General features: G+C 56.8%; 13 protein-coding genes, 1 tRNA gene and 2 pseudogenes. 7 read left to right on the top strand and 9 right to left on the bottom strand.

Annotated features, from left to right (window positions below; genetic code table 11):
* The first annotated feature begins 107 nt into the window (after positions 1-107).
* Together ACZ1HV_RS12505 and fdhF are read left to right on the top strand one after the other, a co-directional pair.
* Positions 108-1783, top strand: a pseudogene (locus ACZ1HV_RS12505) (NAD(P)H-dependent oxidoreductase subunit E).
* A pseudogene (fdhF, locus tag ACZ1HV_RS12500) lies at positions 1780-4547 on the top strand (formate dehydrogenase subunit alpha). The pseudogenes ACZ1HV_RS12505 and fdhF overlap by 4 nt, the downstream one beginning before the upstream one ends.
* Before the next feature lie 76 nt (positions 4548-4623).
* Here fdhF and ACZ1HV_RS12495 read toward each other — a convergent pair.
* Positions 4624-5499: a LysR family transcriptional regulator gene (locus ACZ1HV_RS12495; RefSeq protein WP_298983013.1), complete on the bottom strand. Its 876-nt coding sequence runs from the start codon at positions 5497-5499 to the stop codon at positions 4624-4626.
* 94 nt (positions 5500-5593) lie between these two features.
* Here ACZ1HV_RS12495 and ACZ1HV_RS12490 point away from each other — a divergent pair, with 94 nt between their 5' ends.
* Both ACZ1HV_RS12490 and ACZ1HV_RS12485 read left to right on the top strand, forming a co-directional pair.
* On the top strand, positions 5594-6067 hold the full coding sequence (locus tag ACZ1HV_RS12490; RefSeq protein WP_472718258.1) for a c-type cytochrome: 474 nt from the start codon (positions 5594-5596) through the stop codon (positions 6065-6067).
* Between the two features lie 55 nt (positions 6068-6122).
* The gene (locus ACZ1HV_RS12485) at positions 6123-6752 is read left to right on the top strand and encodes a luciferase domain-containing protein (RefSeq protein WP_472718257.1); all 630 of its coding nucleotides are present in this window, start codon (positions 6123-6125) and stop codon (positions 6750-6752) included.
* A gap of 150 nt (positions 6753-6902) precedes the next feature.
* Here the strand turns inward: ACZ1HV_RS12485 and ACZ1HV_RS12480 are convergent, their stop codons facing one another.
* From ACZ1HV_RS12480 to ACZ1HV_RS12470, 3 genes are all read right to left on the bottom strand, one after another.
* On the bottom strand, positions 6903-9038 hold the full coding sequence (locus ACZ1HV_RS12480) for a hypothetical protein (RefSeq protein WP_472718256.1): 2136 nt from the start codon (positions 9036-9038) through the stop codon (positions 6903-6905).
* Between the two features lie 140 nt (positions 9039-9178).
* Positions 9179-10312: a tRNA epoxyqueuosine(34) reductase QueG gene (gene queG / locus ACZ1HV_RS12475; RefSeq protein WP_472718255.1), complete on the bottom strand. Its 1134-nt coding sequence runs from the start codon at positions 10310-10312 to the stop codon at positions 9179-9181.
* An 18-nt stretch (positions 10313-10330) separates the two neighbouring features.
* Positions 10331-11023, bottom strand: coding sequence for a glutathione S-transferase family protein (locus tag ACZ1HV_RS12470; RefSeq protein ID WP_472718254.1), 693 nt, complete (start codon positions 11021-11023; stop codon positions 10331-10333).
* A 217-nt stretch (positions 11024-11240) separates the two neighbouring features.
* Here ACZ1HV_RS12470 and ACZ1HV_RS12465 point away from each other — a divergent pair, with 217 nt between their 5' ends.
* Positions 11241-12047 (top strand): undecaprenyl-diphosphate phosphatase, encoded by an 807-nt coding sequence (locus ACZ1HV_RS12465; protein ID WP_472718253.1) that lies wholly within the window; start codon positions 11241-11243, stop codon positions 12045-12047.
* On the opposite strand, the gene ACZ1HV_RS12460 is transcribed toward ACZ1HV_RS12465, so the two are convergent.
* Positions 12039-13064: a helix-turn-helix transcriptional regulator gene (locus tag ACZ1HV_RS12460; protein ID WP_472718252.1), complete on the bottom strand. Its 1026-nt coding sequence runs from the start codon at positions 13062-13064 to the stop codon at positions 12039-12041. The genes ACZ1HV_RS12465 and ACZ1HV_RS12460 overlap by 9 nt on opposite strands.
* Positions 13065-13223: 159 nt before the next feature.
* On the opposite strand from ACZ1HV_RS12460, the gene ACZ1HV_RS12455 reads away from it, so the two are divergent.
* On the top strand, positions 13224-13460 hold the full coding sequence (locus tag ACZ1HV_RS12455) for a DUF1127 domain-containing protein (RefSeq protein WP_298817772.1): 237 nt from the start codon (positions 13224-13226) through the stop codon (positions 13458-13460).
* A gap of 135 nt (positions 13461-13595) precedes the next feature.
* On the opposite strand, the gene ACZ1HV_RS12450 is transcribed toward ACZ1HV_RS12455, so the two are convergent.
* Together ACZ1HV_RS12450 and ACZ1HV_RS12445 are read right to left on the bottom strand one after the other, a co-directional pair.
* Positions 13596-14747, bottom strand: a complete 1152-nt coding sequence (locus ACZ1HV_RS12450; protein WP_472718251.1) for an MFS transporter — start codon at positions 14745-14747, stop codon at positions 13596-13598.
* Between the two features lie 176 nt (positions 14748-14923).
* Entirely contained in the window at positions 14924-15898 is a 975-nt protein-coding gene (locus tag ACZ1HV_RS12445; RefSeq protein ID WP_298983003.1) for a complex I NDUFA9 subunit family protein, read from the bottom strand.
* A 176-nt stretch (positions 15899-16074) separates the two neighbouring features.
* Between ACZ1HV_RS12445 and ACZ1HV_RS12440 the strand changes: the two genes are divergently transcribed.
* A tRNA-Leu gene (locus ACZ1HV_RS12440) sits at positions 16075-16161 on the top strand.
* Between the two features lie 134 nt (positions 16162-16295).
* On the opposite strand, the gene ACZ1HV_RS12435 is transcribed toward ACZ1HV_RS12440, so the two are convergent.
* Both ACZ1HV_RS12435 and ACZ1HV_RS12430 read right to left on the bottom strand, forming a co-directional pair.
* Positions 16296-16700 (bottom strand): hypothetical protein, encoded by a 405-nt coding sequence (locus ACZ1HV_RS12435; RefSeq protein WP_298964915.1) that lies wholly within the window; start codon positions 16698-16700, stop codon positions 16296-16298.
* A 25-nt stretch (positions 16701-16725) separates the two neighbouring features.
* A complete protein-coding gene (locus ACZ1HV_RS12430; RefSeq protein ID WP_472718250.1) occupies positions 16726-18348 on the bottom strand; it encodes a hypothetical protein in 1623 nt (540 codons plus the stop codon).
* Positions 18349-18352: the final 4 nt, after the last annotated feature.

Here is an 18352-nt window from a genome sequence, read left to right as displayed (position 1 = left end):
GAAGCAAAACCGCCTCGCGGATTTGAAATTTCAGGACGTAACCGACATATCCTGAAGCACACACCCGGTTGAGCCGGTATGCTGCGGAACACTTGGGAGGAACGCCAATGTCTTTCGGCAAGGGGCTTTCACGGAAGCCGTCCCAGCCAAAAGGGCGTCAGTTGGAAGATGCGGCCTTAAGCGAAGTCCAGACACTGCTGGGCGACGAACCGCGCCGCCCCGATCTGCTCATCGAGCACCTTCACAAAATCCAGGATGCTTTTGGCTGCCTGGAGGCCCGTCATTTGCGTGCATTGGCTGAAGAAATGCGGCTCTCCCAGGCCGAGATCTATGAAGTCGCCAGCTTCTATCATCATTTCGATATCGTCCGGGAAGGCGAAACCAAACCTGCTGCCTTGACCATTCGCGTCTGCGACAGCGTTGCATGCTCTCTCAAAGGGGCGGAGGCACTTGCCGGCGTCCTTGAGAGCGGGTTGGATCCGTCAAAGGTCCGAGTACAAAAAGTTCCGTGTATCGGCCGATGTGCGGGCGCACCCGCCGTGCAGGTCGGCAAGCGCGCCGTTGACAACGCCACCGAGATTTCCGTCCGCTCTGCCCTCTTCGAAGGTGAAACGTCACCTGAAATTCCCGACTATGTCGGTCTCGAGGAATACCGTGCACAAAATGGTTACAAATTGCTGGACCGCGTTCGGGCCGGTGACCTTGATGCCGCCGCTATTGCCGACAAGGCTCTCGAAGCGGGCCTCCGAGGGCTCGGCGGTGCCGGATTTCCGACGGGCACGAAGTGGAAAATCGTCAACGATCTGCCCGGACCGAAATATCTGACGATCAATGGTGACGAAGGCGAACCGGGTACGTTCAAGGATCGTCATCATCTTGAACGCGATCCCCATCGACTTCTGGAAGGTGCCCTGATCGCAGCTCACGCGATATCAGCGGATCGCGTCTATCTCTATATGCGCGATGAGTATCCGGCAGTTCTTGAAATTCTGAAGGCGGAAATTGCTGCACTGAACGACGCTGGCATCATCACCACAATCGGGATCGAGTTGAGACGCGGTGCCGGTGCATATATTTGCGGTGAAGAAAGTGCGATGATCGAGTCCATCGAAGGCAAGCGTGGCCTTCCGCGCCACCGTCCACCTTTCATCGCGCAGGTTGGCCTCTTCGGTCGACCGACACTGAATCATAATGTCGAGACGCTCTATTGGATTCGGGACATTATCGAAAAGGGGCCCGACTGGTTTGCGTCGCAGGGACGGCGGGACAAAAGGGCTTCCGGTCCTTCTCAGTCTCAGGCCGAGTTCGCGACCCGGGTGTCAAGCTCGCGCCCGCCGGCATTACAATGAACGAGCTGCTGGAAGAATTTTGCGGCGGCATGGAAGAGGGGCACATCTTCAAAGGATATCTGCCGGGCGGCGCTTCAGGTGGTATTCTACCGGCGTCGCTTGCCGATGAACCTCTGGATTTCGGCACGCTCGACAAGCACGGTTGCTTTATCGGAAGTCATGCAATCGTGGTCTTCTCCGATCAGGACGATATGCGCGATGTCGCGCTGAACCTGATGCGTTTCTTCAAGCACGAAAGTTGCGGCCAATGTACGCCGTGCCGCTCCGGAACCGAAAAGATGGAGCAGCTGCTTTCGGATGAAGATTGGGACAAAGGCAAGATTGCAGACCTTGATGAAGTCATGCGCACTGCATCGATCTGCGGTCTCGGCCAGGCGGCCAGCAATCCGGTCGCGTCGGTGCTTAAATTCTTCCCTGAGGAGTTTGACAAATGAGCCAGGTCACATTCTCTCTCGACGGCAAGACCGTAACGGCGAAAGACGGTGAAACCATATGGCAGGTTGCCAAGCGTGAAGGCGTCGCCATCCCGCATCTGTGCCACAAGGACGCGCCGGGCTACCGCTCCGACGGCAATTGCCGTGCATGCATGGTGGATATCGAAGGCGAACGAGTGCTCGCGGCTTCCTGCATCCGCGCACCCGCAGAAGGAATGGTTGTCAACACTGAGACCGAGCGTGCCTCAAAGGCGCGCGAAATGGTGTTTGAGCTTCTTGCCTCCGATCAGCCGGGTCGCGACAATCATCCCGACCCGCAAAGTGATTTCTGGAAGTGGTCGGATGCCATTGGTGTTTCCACCGGCAGGTTCGCAGCCGGCGCCAAGCCGGATCAGGACGTTTCGCACCCCGCAATCGCAGTCAATCTCGACGCCTGCATCGCATGCAATCTGTGTGAAAGGGCCTGCCGCGAAGTGCAGGTCAATGACGTGATCGGGATGGCTGACCGCGGATCTCACACAATGCCGGTGTTCGATCTCGCCGATCCGATGGGCATCTCCACCTGTGTCGCGTGCGGTGAATGCGTTTCCGCGTGCCCAACCGGGGCCTTGATGGAAAAAGCCTCCTGGACGAAACGGCGACCAAACGCGAGATTTTCGCGGAAGAAACGGTCGACAGTGTTTGTCCGTTCTGCGGTGTGGGTTGCCTGACGTCGGTCTCGGTCGCCGATGGCCGGATTGTCAGTGTTGAAGGTCGCAACGGACCAGCCAACGAGAACAGGCTCTGCGTCAAGGGTCGTTTCGGCTTTGACTATGTCTCCAGCCCGGAGCGTCTTACCAAGCCGCTTATCCGACGCGAGGATGCGCCCAAGCGCGGCGACATCTCCATGACGCTCGAGAACCATCTCGATTTCTTCCGTGAAGCAACCTGGGAAGAAGCCCTTGAAAAGGCTGCCGGCGGCCTCAAGGCAAGCTTCGAGGCAAAGGGCGGTGCAGGTGTTGCCGGTTTCGGGTCCGCCAAGGGCTCGAATGAAGAAGCTTACCTGTTCCAGAAATTGATCCGGCAGGGCTTTCAGACCAACAACGTTGACCATTGCACGCGACTTTGCCACGCATCATCGGTGGCAGCGCTCATGGAAGGGATCGGTTCCGGTGCCGTCACAGCACCCTTCAATGCCGCGGAAGATGCCGATTGCATGATCGTCATCGGCGCAAGGCCGGAACAAAACCATCCTGTCGCGGCAACCTATATCAAGCAGGCCGCCAAGAACGGTACAAAACTTATCGTCATGGACCCACGCGGCCAGGGCCTCATGCGGCACGCTGACTACGGTTTGAAGTTCAAACCGGGTACGGATGTCGCGATGCTGAATGCGATCCTCAACGTGATCATCACAGAGGAACTATACGACAGTCAGTACATCGCAGCTCACGTTGACGGCTTCGAAACGCTGAAGGAAAAAATCCGAGACTTCACGCCCGAGGCTATGGAGCCTGTCTGTGGTATCGAGGCCGATACTCTTCGTGACGTTGCGCGCCTCTATGCAACCAGCGCCAAATCGATCATCTACTGGGGAATGGGCGTTTCGCAACATGTTCACGGCACGGACAACGTCCGTTGCCTGATTGCCATGGCGCTGACCACAGGACAGATCGGCCGGAAAGGTACCGGCTTGCATCCCTTGCGAGGACAGAACAACGTTCAAGGGGCCTCGGATGCTGGCCTGATCCCGATGGTTTTCCCGGACTACCGGTCTGTGGAGAGTGCGGATATCCGGTCTGAATTCGAAGATGCCTGGGGACGCACGTTGGATCCCGTCAGGGGTTTGACAGTCGTTGAGATCATGAATGACATTCTCTCTGGCGGCATCGAGGCGATGTATATCCAGGGCGAGAATCCTGCAATGTCGGATCCCGATCAAAGTCATGCCCGCAAAGCGCTTGCGAGCCTGAGGCATCTTGTGGTTCAGGACATTTTCCTGACCGAAACCGCCTGGCACGCAGATGTCATTTTGCCCGCATCCGCGCATGCGGAAAAGCTCGGTACCTACACCAACACCAACCGCCAAGTGCAGATCGGTCGACCTTGTGTTCCAATGCCGGGTGAAGCGCGTGAAGACTGGACAATCCTGATCGACATAGCCAATCGGCTTGGACTTGGCTGGTCCTACGACGGGGTTCCGGCCATCTACGAGGAAATGCGCTCGCACATGGCCTCGCTCAAGAACATCTCCTGGGAGCGGCTTGAGCGCGAAGGCACGGTGACCTATCCCGCAGATGCGCCTGATGTGCCTGGCAACGAAATCCTGTTCGGACAGTCTTTCCCAACGGCTGACGGACGCGGAAAAATCGTTCCAACCGATCTGGTGCCGCCGGACGAATTGCCCGATGACGATTTCCCGCTGGTGCTGACGACGGGCCGAATGCTGGAGCATTGGCACACGGGCGCCATGACCCGGCGGGCGGCGGTTCTCGACGCGATCGAGCCTGAGCCCGTGGTTTCCATGAACCCCCGCGACATCAAACTGGCAGGATTGGACATTGGGCAGCAGGTGACCGTCGAGACGCGCCGTGGGGCAATCACGCTGACTTTGCGTGCTGATCGGGACGTATCAGCAGGGATGCTGTTCGTACCATTCTGTTTCTTTGAAGCGCCGGCCAACTTCCTGACCAACCCGCAGCTTGACCCGTTCGGAAAGATTCCCGAATTCAAATTCTGTGCGGCGCGTATCGGTCCGGCACAACATCAAGAAGCTGCCGAATAGCGGTGCGCGCACTCTAGCCTATCGTTGGCTGGAGATGCAGGCGAGACGCCCGGAACTGTTGATGCGATGCGGAATTTCAATTCAGTTCCGCATCGGTTCGGATGGCTTTTGCAAAGAACTCCAGCAGCGCTTCAATATGCGTTTGTTGTCGAAACTCCTTGTGAGTTGCGACCCAGATATCGGCGACGGGGCCGCGTGAAAACTCAGACACTCTGACGAGCTGAGGCGTTTTGTTGCCGACAAAAACAGGTAGCATGGCAAGCCCCAGACCCTCGGCGGCAAGGCTTGCGAGTGCGAGGAAGCTGTCAGCTGAAAAGTCGAACCGTGTTTGATTATTGGCAGCTTGCCATTCTCCGGCAGTAGACTGGGCGAATGTCGGTGAAACGCCGAGCCATTTGTACTCGCTCGCTTCACGCCCCGCATTTTTTTCCAGATAGCCGGCAGTTCCGAAAATTCCAAAACCCACCGTTCCGGCGTGTAGTCCACTGAGTTCAGCTGGAAGTTCTGAGCCTGGCCTGATGAGCAACTCCGCACCGGACAACGACATATCAATCGGGTCGTTTGAGACATCGATTTCTATATGCGTATTGGGATGCGTTGCACGCAGCGCAGTCAGGTATCGCGGCAATAGAAGACAGGCGATCGCATCAGTTGTTGAAAGCCGGAACGTACCTTCAATACCCTTGGATGTCAGAACAAGACTCCGCTGAATGCGTGCTGAGGCGTGCTCCATCAGCTTGAGAGAAGCAAGAAGCGCTCTTCCTTCAGGACGAAGCCGGTATCCATCGCTGCTGCGATCAAATAGCTGAACCTCATTTGCAGCTTCCAACAACGCGATCCTGCGCAGGACTGTTGCGTGGTTCACGCCCAGGGCGCGCGAAGCAGCTGAAAGAGAACCGTGTTCCGCTACAGCATGAAGGAACTGCAGATCATCCCAGCGAAGTCTGTGCATTTTCGCACACCTTTGTGTTTGATTTTTCCGAATTTACCTCAGTTTGCGAAAATGGAAAATTGAAAGTGTTCAAAATCGCACAGAGAAGGGTAGCATGATGACCTATGGTTTGAAGTTGATTTGTTCGATGGGTGTTGCTGTTGCCCTGGGAGGCAGCGTGGCAAGCGCTGCGGGAGAATTCGACAACGCCATCAAGGCGCGCAAAGCGGTCATGTCCCTCTACGCCTGGAACCTGGGGCAATTGGCAGCAATGGCGAAAGGCGAAGTGGACTACAACGCTGATGCTGCAACGACTGCGGCAGAAAACATCAGGATCCTCGCCTCAATGAACAACGGGTCCGCTTGGCCGCAAGGGTCTGACAGCACGGCACTTCCCGGACAAACACGGGCCAAGGTAGAGGCCTGGACGACTTACCCCGAAAGCGCTGAAATCGGCAAACAGTTGATTGTGGCTGCAACGGCGATGAGTGAAGCGGCCGGCAGCGGGGTCGAAGGTGTCCGAAGCAACATCGGAGCGATTGGCGGCTCATGCAAGGCATGCCATGAGAAATTCCGTGAGAGTGACTAGACGACGGCGGCACAGTGCCTTTGCTGCGAACCTAAGAGATTTCTGGCTGTTTTCAGTGAGCGCTTGGCCGGAGCTGATGAAAACCCGGCAGATCGATCCCGAGATCGAAATGGACTGCAATCGAATGAAAAACGGATTTGGCAGAACAAGTTGCGCAGTCGCGATCCTGCTTCTTGCGGGGCTGTTTTTTGAAACTGCGCGTGCTGGCGAGGACCGCCTTCCACAACGCGAAGGCGAGGTGCCGAGGACAACAAGTTCTGTTCCGCATATCCAGATCGGAGCTCAAGCAGTTCCCGAATTGTCGGATCGTCTGCTTGAAAGGGTCGCGAAAATCCCCGGCGTGGAACTGCGCGCCACCGTCATTTCGTTGCCTGGCGCCAAAGGGTTTTGGCTGAATGAGGATGTAAAATTGGCTCGCCCTCAGGCAATCGTTGGAGGACGGGAGTTTGCCCATCTGCACCCGGACGGCAGTCTTCATGCCTCTTTGCCCCCGGAGAGGGCACAAGAGGCTGTCCGCGCCGGCTGGGCAACCATGCACCCATGGGCAAATCAGCGTCCCGGCTGGCAGGGATTCGTCCTGATTTTCACGCCGCAATCGTCAGAAGAGGTGAACACTGTCTTCGGGCTTGTGCTCGACGGCTATAACTATGTGACCGGAGCCGACTACCTGCCGCAGAGTTTTTGAAATTTCTGTCTCACGGTTCGCAAACAGGTGCTGTCGGAAAACGTCGATCTTCGACGTGCAGGCCGATTGAACAGGTTAGACAAGTGGAATTCAGAATGGAAAAGGGCGGCCGCTTGACCGCCCTTTGTTTGTCAGTTGAAAGTCTTCCGGTCAATTCGCGGTAACGTTGACATTCAACAGGTCAGGGATCGTTTGAGGTGCGGCCATGCTGCCGAGAATTTGCGCAAGCGGCACCGGGTTGGCCGGTACGAGCGTGACCTTCAATTCGCCTGGGTTCTCAAGGAACTTCGAAACCGCTTCACTGACCATGTTTGTGAAGGTCTCGTTCTGGATCGGTCTGGTCGCTTCAGCGGCCTGAGCAACCAGGGCCTCACGGAAGACGTCTTCCGGAATTCCTTCAGCATCCGCGATATGCTTCAGACCCTTGGCCGTAATGCCGGCATCGTTGAATACGAGCGATGCATCGACGAACTGCGCCGTGATGGCTGCCATCTGGCCCTGACCTTCTGGATCTTCAAACAAGGCTTTCGGGACGTTTGCAAATCGGGCCGATGCTTCGGCACTCCCGACACCTTCAACGTTCACCATCAAGCGCTCAAGGCGAAGCTCAAGAGTGGATTCGTCCCAGTAGAGCCGGGTTTCATCGGACCAGACAATCTCTTCGAGCCCGAGTGCTCGAAGCATCTCCTCAACGTCCTTGTCATCGACGGCGCTGATCGGGGCGCGGATACCGTCGCTCTTAAAGAACAGGCTCGTCGGGATCGGCGGTACGGTGGTGGACGCTTTGAATTCGGTTTTACCGATCTGTATGCGCCCTTCATCAGGAACGTTGACATCCAGTCCCTGCACTTCATAGCCGAAGGAACGCGGGATGAAGGCACGGGCAACTTCCAGCGGATTGTTTTCGCCGTAGTCCGGGTCGGCCATCAGTGTGCTGATCATGGCCTTCATCGGCGTATATTCGGCGAACTCGATGTCGCCGATCGCAGCCCAGTCGAGTTTGACTGAAGCGCCTTCCGGCAGTTCCGGAGCATCCACTCCGACAATCATCATCTCGCCAATGCCATCGGAATTGACGTCGGTCATCGCCATTTCCTTGATGTTGACGTTAAAGCCGCCATCCGTGTCCGGAGAAGGCACATTCAAGGACACACCGCTGACCCGGGCGTCGGAGATGCCGAACGAGCGATAAAGCTGAAACACGCTGGTGATGATCTTTTCAGGAGACGGTTCCTTGGTGTCCAGCAGTTTGTCAAAAACAGCGAGGAAATCATGATCACGTTTGGTGACCGTCATTTCTCCCATTGTTGCGCTCTCGATATTCATCTTGAGCGTCATCCCCGGCAGAATTTCCTGGGTATTTTCGTAGTCGACGGCAGACCCTGAACCGATCATGACAATTTCGTCGCCGGTCACCGGAACATCCGGATCAAAAAGATCAACGAACGAAGCCGCGTCTATGTTCTCGTAAATGGTCTTACCCTGGCTGGTGGTCTGGTTGACCATGTTGCCCGAGCCGGGGTCGAGCGTCTGCAGGTTCTGTGTGACCTTGTCGATTGAGTAGGACCCGATGAAGCCGTCTTTGGCATCGGCCATCACATACCCGTCCATCTGCATGGTTCCGGTGACCACAGGCGTTTCCTGACCGTCCTCGACAGCATAGGCCTCGAATGTCATGGCGGTGCTGTCGACCTTGACTTCCTCATAGGAGGTCAGGACGGTTGCCTTGAGGAACGGCAGCCAGCGGCTTGCCTGGCGCTTGGGATCCTCTGCCGGAATTTCGGGCATGGTGAAGCTGTAGCCGGTCGCTGAGATTCCGGCCATACGGCCTTCGGCACGCAGGCGGCCTTCCCCTTCCACCGAACCGGTGACGATCAGAACGCTGTCGTCGGAATAGATCCAGGTATCGGCTGCGAACGCGCCGGCATCATGTGTCAGACCGGTAATGGTGACGGTGCCGGATTCCATGGACAGAGAATATTCAAGGTCCTGGGTTGTGGTGTCGTCGCCGTCGTCCGAGGGCAAATCGGAAATTGTGCCCGCAAAGACAAGTTTGCTGTCGGTCAGGGTCAGCGTGTCACTGCCCTCGTCGTAGTTGACGGATCCGTTTTCAACGTCAAGCCCAAGCGCTGCCAGACCCGCGACATAGGCGTTGAAGGCGGCTATTCCGTTGTCCTGCGCCAAGGCAGGTCCCGTCACCAGAGCCAAAGCCGTGGTGAGGCTGAGGATCTGAACACGAGCTCGGAGAGATGGGCGGGAAGACGGAAGCGTAGTTTGCGAAATCAATGTTTTGGCTCCAAATCGGATGATCGGAAATGACCGGGAAAGAGATGGTCAGACCCGATATAGGGAGACGTCCATGGCCATTCCATGACTATGAACCATTCTCTTGGCGAGGTCGAATCACGTCCGGCCTTTTCAGCGGGTCAACTCAGCCATTCCTGGCGAACGGTTTCATCGATTTCCGACGACAAGGCCTTCGATTTCCGGTTATCAACAATGTGATCTGGGCCGAGCCGGCGAAATGCCCATACTGCGGCACCCCGGACAATAGGATCGGGATCGTCCAGAAGAATCATAATGATTTGAACGAGGTCCGGTGTCTTTGAATTTCCCGCCGCGATCAGGACATTCCGCATGAATCGGTTCCGCCCGATCCTCTTTATGGGCGACCCTGAAAACAGTTTGCGAAACGCGCCGTCGTCCAGTTTGAGGAGGTCGGCCAGTTGCGGGCTCTTGAGATCGTCTCGGGCAACGAGCTTGGCTTCCCTGGCCGCACCGGCGAACTTGTTCCAGGGACAGGCGGCCAGACAGTCATCACAGCCATAGATACGATTGCCCATGGCTTCGCGAAATTCATGCGGAACGGGACCTGCGTGCTCGATCGTCAGATAGGAGATGCAGCGCCGGGCGTCGAGCTGGTAGGGCGCGGGGAAGGCAGCGGTCGGACAACTGTCGAGACATGCCCGGCACGAGCCGCAGTGATCGATCTCTGCACCATCCGACGGCAAAACGAGCGTGGTGAAGATCGAGCCGAGAAAAAACCAGGAGCCGAGTTCACGCGAGACCAGATTGGTGTGTTTGCCTTGCCAGCCAAGACCGGCGGCCTGGCCAAGCGGTTTTTCCATCACCGGGGCCGTGTCGACGAAAACCTTGACATCCCCGCCGGCTCTGGACACGAGAAAACTTGCAAGCTCCTTCAGCCGTCCCTTGATGACGTCATGATAGTCGCGATGCCTGGCATAAACCGAGATACCACCTTTGGTCGGATCGTCCAGATGAGCTAGTGGATGGTTCTCTTGCGCGCCGTCCGGGCCGTAGTTCATGGCAAGCATGATGACCGAATTCACATCAGACCAAAGGGCAGGCGGTGCTGCGCGGCGATCCGCCGTGTCGGCCATCCATGCCATTGTTCCGTGATAGTCGTTTTTCAGAAAACGGCGCAGCCTTTCACCGGCTTCGGGAATGCTGTCGGCAGCGGTTATGTTCACGGCATCGAAACCGAGCTGGTCTGCCTTTTCCCTGAAGGCAGTCAGAGTTTTTTGAGTTTTCGCGTCCAAACCAAACGAACTGCCGGTCTAAAAATCCAGGTCCGCGTAAGTGGGAGCAGGCGGCATGCCGAGCACCTTTTCGCCGAGGAGTGGCCGCATGCTGGGGCGGGACTTCACCCGCGCATACCAGGACTTGATGTCCTCCTCGTCGCCCCACGGGACTTCCCCGAGATAATCGGCGCAGGACAGCCCCGCAGCAAGCGCAAAATCGGCAAAGGACAGACGGTCACCTGCGATCCAGCGGCGGGAGGCGACCAGATAGCCGAAATACCTCAAATGATGGTTGATGTTTGCGCGCGCCACGCGAAGTGCTGCTGAATCGGGTTCACCGCCGCCAGCTGACTTTGGCATGATCTGCTTGTAGATACGTTCGCGCACAAAATGGCCGACAACCTCAACATCGAGTTTGGTAAGGCTCCATTCCACCAGCCGCCTGGTTTCAGCTCTTGCTTCGGGGTGGTCTGGCATCAGGCGCTTGTCGGCAACCGCATATCCCCGGGTCTCGTCGAGATATTCCATGATCGGTCCCGGGCCACAGATAGCGGGGCCTCCATTCTCCACCAGCACCGGAACAGTACCGGCGGCATTCAGCATCAGGAGTTGCTGTGGCCTGTCCCATGGCTCGACGTGATGCTCCTCGAAGGCTGCTCCGTATTCGGCCAGGATGAGCCGCACAAATCGGGACGACGGCGAGAAAGGGTGGTGGTAGAGCGTAAGCATTGAAGCGTTTAGAGCCTGAACTGTGGCAAGACTAGGGTGCGAGCCCTAAGCCCAATGGGAAAATCGCGTTAACGTCCAGTTTGCCCGGATATGGTTATCAAGGGTTTGACGGCACGAAATTGCTCCGGCAAACAGGCGGCAATGAATAGCAATCTGAGTCGCGAGACATACCCGTTCGGGCCGGAATGTAGCAAGCCATTTGGAGACCTGTGACAAAATGGATGGCCAAACGATTGTCAGCGCTCTCATTTTGGGGATTGTTGAGGGGTTGACGGAGTTCATTCCTGTCTCGTCCACCGGTCATATCCTGCTGCTTGGGCACTTTCTTGGGTTTGAAAGCACGGGCAAGACTTTTGAAGTCTTGATCCAGCTGGGCGCGATCCTGGCCATATTGTCGGTCTATTTCGCCCGCTTGTGGAACCTGGTTATTACATTGCCGAGCGATCCGACAAGCCGCCGCTTCGTATTTGGTATTCTGGTCGCATTTCTTCCGGCCGCCGTTATCGGCGTCATGCTGCACAGCTTCATCAAGGAAGTGTTGTTCGAAACGCCTGCCCTGATTTGTTCCACTTTGCTGATTGGCGGGGTCATCCTTCTATGGATCGACAGATTGCCGTTATCCCCGCGTTACACCAATGTCATGGACTATCCATTGTCGCTTTGCCTCAAGATCGGTTTTTGCCAATGTCTTGCGATGGTTCCGGGCGTTTCCCGCTCCGGTGCGACAATCGCAGGCGCTCTGCTGATGGGGACTGACAAGAGATCGGCTGCAGAGTTTTCTTTCTTCCTTGCCATGCCAACCATGGCCGGTGCGTTCACCTATGATCTTTACAAGAACCGGAATGTGCTCTCGATGGATGATGCGGTGATCATAACGATCGGGTTTGTTGCGTCGTTCATTGCCGGGGTTTTTGTGGTGAAGGGCCTTCTCAACTTTGTATCCCGGCACGGGTTTGCGCCGTTCGCCTGGTGGCGTATCGGTGTCGGTCTCGCCGGATTTGCAGGGCTTTATTTCCTAGGCTGATTTATCGAACGTGGATCGTTCATAAAGCGACTTCAGCACGCCGAGTTCCTCAGCCAGCTCCTGCCGCAGATTTTCCGGACCGAGAAGCTCCGCACCAAGTCCCAGCCAACGGACCAGCGGCAGGATCCTTGCTCTTTCGGTGGACGGAATGCTGATCAGCACTCTGCCGTCCTCCGCAGGCGTAAAGATCGCATGCCGGTAATACCAGTCGGCACTGAGCTTGCGGGCCTGATGCGGGGTGATCAGGATCTCGGCGATGTCTTCTTCCTTTTCCCAACGGCGCATGGCCTGCGATAGCCACGCGCCGCCTGTGAGGCTCTTAATGGAGAAGTTCTTGTCGGGTCTAAAAAAGAGCCCGCTGACCTCTAGCGAGCGTACTCTGTCCGCCCGGTAGACTTTCAACAGATTCGTATCGACACAGCGGCCAGCCAGATACCAAAGATCCCGGTCGAACATGACGCCAAAGGGTTCGACATCATGCGACTTGACGGTTCGCCGGGACGGATTGACGTGTTCAAAGCGTACGCGTTTGCTGTCCAAAATACCGGCCATGAAGCCGTCCAGTGCCGTTTGCCAGTCCTCGGTCGGTTCCGCCTTGGTCCCGGAATGAAAAATGTCCGGTGGTATGGGTTCGATGCCGACGATCCTGTCGGCGTCCTTGAGGAGACCGTGTACGGATTTGGGCAGTGAAGCGAGCAGTTTCTTTTCCGCGGAACCAAGTTCGGCTGCGAGCGGCACAGTGCGGCTCGAGCGCACAAGGGCCATGGCTGCCAGCAAGGCCGCTGTTTCATTGCGTGTCAACGCCACTGGCGGCTGGAGGTAGCCGCTTGCAAGGCGGTAACCGCCTTCCGCTCCACGTTCTGCGTCAACCGGGACACCGAGGGCAATCAGCCTGTCGATGTCACGATAGATCGTGCGAAGCGAAACTTGAAAGCGTTCGGCAAGCGCTGTGGCAGGGACAAGTTTGCCGCCGGTCAGCAACAGCAATATGCCGAGCGCACGTTCGATTGGGTTCATGGATTGAGGTCCTGATCCAAGCTGGAGAGATGCATCTCAAAAAAATGATAACCTGAGAACAGAACGGGATCAAACCTGACTCGCTGTTGTCAGGATTGCTTTGGCATTCTCGTCTCGTCCCCAAAAAGCGGGGCTTCCAAATCCCCTAGGAGAAGTGAGATGAGTCTTGAGATCGATACCGTTTTTCGCAGCCGTGCGCATAGCCGCGGTCTTCTGCTTTCCGCCCTTCGTGTATTTGCTGCTGAGTTCAACAGCTATTTCCGCCGCAGAGCAACTCACAAAGCTTTGTCACATCTGAACCATGATGAATTGCGGGATATTGGCCTTGTGCGCACAACAACAGGCTATCGCGAATTGCACCACGACCGCCTGGGCGAAGAATTTTGGAACCACTGAGGAATTCGGCGGCTGACCTTGAGTATCAGCCGCCGGACCTTCTGGTAAGCGCCTTGATTTCAGGTTTGTTCCAGGCAAGGAACATGACGGCCAGGGCAAGGATGGCGGCAATGATGACGCCGTAGAAAGGCAAGTTCAGGTCGAACCCGATGAGTTCCCCCCGATCAGGGAGATAACGCCGGCGACCAATGTGAACACAGCGATTGTAACGCCCATCACCCAGCCTTGCTCCTCGTCACCGACCGCAGCCGAATAAAGTCCGAGAAATGTCGGGTAGGCGATGCCGAACACAAAATAGAAACAGAACACCGGAATGAAGGTGAGTATGGCCACTGGAGACGCAACGAACGCCGCCGCTGAAAGGGCCCAGACAGTGAAGGTGATCCCCAAAATCGCTTCTTTGCTAAGCCGCTTTTGTGCCGGCACAACAAGAAACGTGCTGGAAAAGGCAAGAGCGGCACCGATTGTCAGCATCACCATGGAACCGCCGAAGGTGCCGTATCCAAAGCGGCTGGTCAGGTAGTTGTCGACAAAAATATAGAAGGAGAGGTTGGCAATGTGAAAGAAGAAGAAAACAAACGTCAGCCGCATAACCTTCGGGTATTTGGTGATTTGCCACAAGAGCTCGAATATCTCGGCTGGGCGGAACGCGAATGGCTGTTTTTTCGCAATGGCGTCTTCCTTGTCTTCAAAGCCGAAGACCACCAGAAATATCGCGATCGCCACCAGAACGAAGCAGGCATAAAATGGCAGTTTGATGCTGGCGATGCTGCCAATCAGGATCGGATCGGATAGAAAACCGCCGATCAAAGGCCCACCAACCAGACCGAAACTGACGCCTGTGATGATGTAGCCCATGTTGCGGTTTCGGTCTTCGTCGTCGACGCTGCCGTCGATCATCGCCGCCTGGGCGATCGGCTGATTGCCGGCCGTCAGGCCGGTGATGGCACGGCCGAGAATGAGTAGCAGGAAACTGTTGAGGTAGAGGGCCACGATCGTCAAAGCGTAGCCGCCAAGCGCGCCGAACAGGCAGATGATAATGGCGTTCTTCCGTCCGATCACATCTGAGAGTTTGGAAATGTAAGGCGCGCCAAAAAACCAGCATAGAAAAAAGACTCCGATGATCAGACCGTAGTTGAAATGACGAACCGCATTCGAGGTGTCCTTCGGCAACATCGAGGTCGAAGGTTCCATGATGAGGCTGTTGATGATCGGAAACACGAGGCCCTGGCCGAGAAGGTCCACGAAAACAACAAAAAGCAAAGTGACTTTGGTAAGAATTGACACGATGGGCGCCTCCCAGCTGGTTACAAGCCTAGGACATGCGCAAAAAGGCGGCAATCGAAAGCTTTGGCGAACCAATCACCCTTTGCAGCTATCCCGGAACATCCACTCATGCGCGGTGGGTCCAAATGAAAAATGGCGGACCGAAGCCCGCCATTTGAATTTCAGGATGGCGACCGTCAGGCCGGCCGGTGCGCGTCGTATTGGCCGCGTTCGCGAAACCGGTCGAGGTAAGTCGGCAGAACAGAGGCAAGCGTTGCCGGTGTGATGCCGAGACCTTCCAGTGTCCGTCCGTCCGATTTTGCGGTGTCGGAAACGACATTGTCGGTCTTTAAAAGTTCTACCTGGTCTGCCGTCAGGGGGGCATAGGGGAAGAGTTGAAAAATCTTGCCCATCGCAGAAGCGACCGGGAACGGGATCGGCAACAACAGGCGGGAGCGGCGCGTGACGCTCAGCATGTCTTCAAGACAAGCTTTGAAGCTTTTGATTTCCGGGCCACCAAGCTCATAGACGGTGCCAGGATTGAGCTGACCATCGACGGCGCGCGCCACAGCTTCGGCGACATCGCAGACATATACCGGCTGGAAATTGGTTTCACCGCCACCAATAAGCGGCAGGCTGGGCGAGAAGCGGGCCATGTCCGCAAACTTGTTGAAGAAGTCGTCTTCCGGTCCGAAAACAATCGAAGGGCGCAAAATGACACTATCCGGCAGTGTTTCCAGAACACCGGCTTCACCGGCAGCCTTAGAGCGGGCATAAGCTGAAGTGCTTTCCGGGTCCGCACCGATTGCCGAAATATGCGTGACGCTTGAAAGACCGGCAGCGCGAGCAGCTTCAGCGATCGCCCTTGGGCCGAAGGCCTGAACCGCATCGAATGACTGTTTTCCGGACGGAGCCAGGATACCGACCGCGTTCACCACGGCGTCCGCACCAAGAACAGCGCGTTCAACGGACCAGCGGTAACGAAGGTTTGCCTGGATGGGCATGATCTGGCCGGGAGCACCGAGTGGCTGCAGATGGGTTGCCAGATCCGGACGCCGCACGGCGGCGCGGACACGATAGCCCCGCTTGGCAAGGGCCTGGACAATGTGGCGGCCTAGAAAACCGGAGCCACCGAAAATCGTGACGAGTTTGCCGTTAAGTGGTGTGGACATCGTGAAAATGCCTTCTGTCGCGTCCAAAAGGTGTGACCGAACTGCTATTTCGCAGGTCTGTCTGCCAGTGTCTTAGCCCTTTGCAGAGCGTGTGTGAAGGGCTGGCTTCGAATGAGGAAAAAAGTCGCGCATAATGATTGACAAGCCCAGGTCCGGCCCTTACAAGCCCCCTCACAGCCCAGGTGGCGGAACTGGTAGACGCGCTAGCTTCAGGTGCTAGTGCCCTAACGGGCGTGGAGGTTCGAGTCCTCTCCTGGGCACCAAATTCCCGAATTCAGATTATCCTGGATCACCGGAAAATGACCAAAAAGGCCCCGATATTTCGAGGCCTTTTTCGTTTTTCATTGTGCTTTCGAAAACCAGTTCCACGAATTAGCTGAAAGACTGCAGCCTTAGGTTATCGGTTCAGGATGGGGTCGAGATATATTCCCGGCACAAACCCGGTCATTCCATAGTGGTCGATCTGGCACCAGACGCCGCCGAGCAGTTCGCGTTTCCCATCCGGTGATGCATCCTCGAAAGTCAGTGGCACGATCTCGGGCGCGCAGTTGAGAACAAGCACTTCGCTGGCTGACCGCGCAAGACTTCCGACAGTTTCTGCAGAGCGGGTTCCTTGCGCACGAACGACAAGGCGCATCCCGTTCGGCACATTTCGAAGTTTGTATGCGGGTCCCCAGATGCCAAATCCGGGCAAGTCTGCGGTTTCTGCGGGATCGGGTTCATTTGCGGAAACCAACTGCAGACCCGCCAGGAAGACTGCAGCTATGGCAAGGACACTGAAAATGGCGCTTCTCGTGTTCATGTGTTGCTATCCTTCCAGCCAACTGTCATCGAGCCAAACCGGCTTGGCGCGCAGTGTTCAAGGCAGCCAGGCATTGCGGTGCTGAGCCTGGAGCGAGCGTTTCAACTCCATGGGTCTTCAAGAGATCCGCGAGCGCGGAAAGATCGCCAGGAAAACCGACACGAACAGCAATCACCAATGCGTTGCCCAGCAAAATGCAGGGGTCGTCGGCGCTTGAAGGGCTGGTTGTTAGAGGAGCCGGTGGCGCCGCGTTGGCTGCCTGTCCGTCCGGATTGAACTCAGGTATGAAATCAGAAGGGTCTATGCCGATTTCACGTCCGCCTGCGATCATTGTCGAGGGGTCCTCGCCGCCAAAGCCGGTCGCGCCAGACTGGGCAACGGCGGCCCAGGGGCGATTGTCATTGGCAACAAGCCCGCTGGACATCAGACCAGCCAATATAAGTGCGCATTGAACGGGTTGTGCACCGGTAACGCTGACCAAACCTTGCGCTGTCAAAAGCGCGAGAACCTGTTCTCGTTCGGTCCGCGAACCACCACGCAGCAATGGGCTGATCAGGGGTTGCAATATGCTGCAGGCCTGAGCCAGCAAGCCGTGCGGATCGGATTGGTGCTGGGAAGACTGGCTTGCTGTTGTTCCGGGCTGTGGTGTCGGACGTGGTGCGGGAACCGTGCTGGGACGAACTTGTTGACTGGCCCCTGATGCAGGAGGAGTTGGTGGTGCGGCTGGACCCAGTCTGGCCTGTTCTTCGACCAGAACCCAAAGCCCGGCATCCTGGGCAATCAGGTCAAGCGCTTTTTGACAGGCGGCTTGATCAGCGGTCGGTTCCGTGCTCTTGACCCCCGAAATTACGTAAATGCTGCGCAAATCCTGGACTTGCTTGGTTCCTGCGCGGCTGTTGATCTCCTTGGTCAGTCGGTCCAGCTCGGTGCACGCATTGAAACCGGCCCCGGCAGGCGAAGGTGTTGCCGGTGCCGGGCGGCCAGATTGTTGAACTTCTGGCAGGGACCGTGCAGCAAGGTCGAGACGTATTGTCATCGCTGCGAGCTGGTTGTTGCCCTTAAGCTCGAGTGTGGCTGTCTGAGCGCCGAGACCGTTGAAGGTAACGGTGACGGCCATCGGCATCCCGCCCCAACTGCCAAAGCCGCCGGTCCAGGGACCTGCGCCATTGCCGCTTAAGGGAATTGGGCCGGGTGTGACTTCCTGCGGCAGCGTCAACGTTGCTGCCGATGGACCGGTCTTTTGCACCCTGACCTCACCATTGGCATCAACCGGCGTGGGTTGTGTGCGGCCTGCTGCCGTGACAGAGCCAGAGCCGCCGGTGACACCGTAGACATAGCTGCCGGTTCCCGCTCCGCTATTCATGAGCCTGGGCGCGACGACAGGGCTGTTTGAAATGTGCTGCATATCCACCCAGCCGTTCAGCCCGGCAAGCACAATCACGCACATCGTGCCTTCACACTGGTTTGTGACCTGAATTCCGCAGGTTCCAACACCGATGCCTCCAAGAACCGGGCTGTTGGTGGAGGCACTGTCATACACCCGCAGCGATTGCCCGTTCGGGGCCGACGTTACGCAGGTGTCGTCAGATGCCTTGGCAGGCAGGAGTGCGAAGGACAGCACGACTAGGCTGATGAGAAGACGCAACATGGGC

Source organism: Roseibium sp. JB4-4 (assembly GCF_055693425.1).
This window is presented reverse-complemented; position numbering and strand designations above follow the sequence as displayed.